The following is a 3,198-nucleotide window of genomic DNA, read 5'->3' on the forward strand; positions in this document are numbered from 1 at the left end:
GAGTAGTTGGTGGAGTAGTTGGCGGTGTATAGTAATCTACATTTACATTCACATTCACATTATTAACAAAAGGAATATAGTCCATTTGGTTTTGGTTGTAGGAACGATCATTAGAATCTTCATAATTGCGATTTCTATTTTTTCTTGGATTACGAGGATGAGGTTTAGGCATGTTTTAAACTAACCTCCTTTCATTCATAGAATAGCTTGTACAATATTAATAAATGCAGCTTGTCCACTCTTTGTAACGGTACTCGCCCAATTCTTGTATAAAATATTAAAGTTAATATAACCCCACTTATTGGTAACCCAAAAAGCTCACTCCATATCTATTTGTATATAAGGAATGAGCTTTTTTCTATTAGGGGTCACCATATCATTTCGGGCGAATTTAACCTTTTGAAGTGATGCGAAATAAAAGATTCATGTAGAATTGGAATTTATGGGGAAGAGGATATGGAGAAAGAAGAAAATGAGTTTTATAAGAAAGAAAAAGAGTGAAAAAATCGTAATGGAAGAATAGAAAAAGGTTAAATCAGAGGGATGAAAATCTTATGAAGATGGTCAGAGAGATTCAAGATGCTAAACGTACTATCTCCAAAATTATCTTTTATAGTTGAAGTTTTCCGAATAATAAGTTACATTTTTAAAGTTCAAGCAACTTTATGACAGTACAAAAAGGGGAGAAATATTGTTATTATGCAAAAAATGAAATGGAAGAACTATGTATGTTATTTTGTAATTCTTATGCTTCTTGTAACAGCAGTAACAGTCAAACCAGCTATCTCTAAAGCTGAAGAATCTGATGTTAATATTACATTATTGGGTACTGCAGATATTCATGGTAGATTTATGCCTTGGGATTATGCGCTTGATGGTGCAAATATGAGTGGAAGTTTAACACAGCTTTATACGGTTATAAAGAAAGTACGTCAAGAAAATCCGAATACCATATTAGTAGATGCCGGGGATACAATTCAAGGAAACTCAGTAGAATTATTCAATGATAAGCCACAATCTCCAATGATGGTAGCGATGAACACAATGGGATATGATGCTTGGGCATTTGGAAATCATGAATTTAACTTTGGATTAGATACATTGAAAAAAGTTAGTGAGCAATATAAGGGAAAGATGTTAGCAGGAAACATTTATAAGGAAAATGGAGAGCGTTTTCTTCCTGCATATACGATTGTTGAAAAAGGTGGAATTAAAGTTGGAATTATTGGTATGAATACACCAATGATTAGTGATTTTGAAAAAGGGACAGATCATTTGGATGGTTTAGTGGTGAAAAATCCAGTAGAAGAGACAAAAAAGGCAATTAAAGAATTAGAGGGTAAAGTAGATGTAATGGTAGGGGTTATGCATATGGGACTAGAAAATGAGAATGGAATCCCTGGTACTGGGGTTCAAGATATGGCGAATGCTTGTCCGGAACTAAGCGCTATTTTTGCAGCTCATATGCATAAACTTGTTAAAAAAGAAGTTGTAAATGGTGTTATTATTACAGAACCAGATAAATATGGAACGCATATCTCGCGTATTGACCTTACTTTTACAAAGCAAGATGGGAAGTTGGTTTTAAAAGATAAAACAGCTACAGCTATACCTGTAAAAAATGCAGATGGAACAACGGTATTATCTGATCCTACACTTGAAGAAACATTAACACCTTTTCACGAATATGCGAGAGGAGATGCAAATGTTGTAGTCGCTCAATTAAAGGGTAGAAATCTTGTTCCTGAAAATGAAATAAAGGGTATTCCAAGTGTTCAAATTCAAGAGACACCTTTATCAGATTTCTTTCATGAAGTCATGCTCTATTACAGCAAGGCAGATGTAGTAGCCCATCAAATTGATAACGACTATGCCCGTTTGGATGTAGGTCCTATTAAGAAGAAAGATATTGCATATAATTATCAATATGCATTGGGAGAAATTACAGTATATAAGGTAACTGGGAAAGATTTAAAAGACTACATGGAATGGGCGGCAGGATATTTTAACTCATCTCGTGCAGGAGATGTAACCGTTAGCTTTGATAAAACCCGCCGTGCGTCTAAATACAGTACGAATGATTTCTTTGGTGGCGTAAAATACGAAATTGACTTAACAAAACCATATGGAAGTAGAATTACAAATCTACGATCTATTCGTACAAATAAACCAATCAAAATGAGCGATGTTATGACACTGGGAATGAATGCATATAGAATGGAGGCTCTTCAGGCAAAAGGTGGAGCTTTAGAGGGGCGTAAGTTTGAACAAATTTGGTCATCTAAACAAGAGAATGCATTTGGAGAAACAGGTGGAACCATCCGTAACCTTGCTATTACATATTTAAAAGAGGTAAAGAATGGTGTATACACGCCAAAAGTTATGCATAATTGGAAAATTACTGGTGTAGATACACATTCTTCAGAGCATAAGGCTGTAGTGGATCTTGTAAATAAAGGGATACTAGAAATTCCAAAAACAGAAGATGGAAAATATACAAATGTAGCATCTATAAATACTAAAGATTCAATTACAAAAGAAGAGATTGCAGCACTTTCTCAAAAAGCTAATATTAATCCGGATCAGTTTAATCGTGTAAAAACAAAAGGTGAATTTTACAAAAACTTAATAGGGTTATTAAAAAAATATAAGAAAAATGGTCTGTGCAAAAAATCTATTAAACTTGAACATACGGATACTACTACTCTATAAAGGTGTGTGATCGGTATGGAAACAAAAGATTTGTTCAAGTAGAAGCATTATGAGCCTGACATTATTTTGTTAATAGTGAGATGGTACAGCAAAAGTCATATGAAACGTATGGAAATATAGAGAATCATCGATAAAAAGTTAGAAAAATTTTTGGTAAAATAGGTTTCATTTTTTAAGAATACACTGCTGCATATGAAACTGCCTATAAGGGCGGTTTCTTTGTATTTTTCTTAAAATTTGAGTTTGCGATGTATTTTTGAATTTTATAGACTGCGGCTTAATAGCTGCAGTCTTTTTTATGCTTATAAACATTGAGGTATGTGAGGGAATCTACTTTAACTGTGAAAATCTTATTTTATATCTGGCATGTAAGGGGATTGGATGAATCTTTAAATGGTCTTCTTTGTTTACGATCTCAAAAAACTTATCCGGAGCTATGCTTCTTTTAAATAGTCAGTAGAATCATTTATCATTTTAGCCAAGAAG

At 33.5% G+C, this 3,198-nt stretch carries 1 protein-coding gene and 1 pseudogene; both read left to right on the forward strand.

The genetic code is table 11. The features are described from left to right. Window positions 1-524: 524 nt before the first annotated feature. Window positions 525-620 (forward strand): annotated as a pseudogene (locus ACYVEC_RS30515) (DUF3967 domain-containing protein); the annotation flags it as partial. Window positions 621-699: 79 nt separating this feature from the next. Beyond that, window positions 700-2,712 carry a bifunctional metallophosphatase/5'-nucleotidase gene (locus tag ACYVEC_RS30520; protein ID WP_275718800.1) on the forward strand — a complete coding sequence of 671 codons (2,013 nt, stop codon included), beginning with the start codon at window positions 700-702 and terminating at the stop codon, window positions 2,710-2,712. Window positions 2,713-3,198 lie beyond the last annotated feature (486 nt).

The sequence above is a fragment of the Bacillus sp. MN7755 genome, from assembly GCF_054771475.1.

Excerpts from the sequence above, each read along its gene's own strand:
- ACYVEC_RS30520 (WP_275718800.1), top strand. The coding sequence starts at position 700 with ATGCAAAAAATGAAATGGAAGAACTATGTATGTTATTTTGTAATTCTT.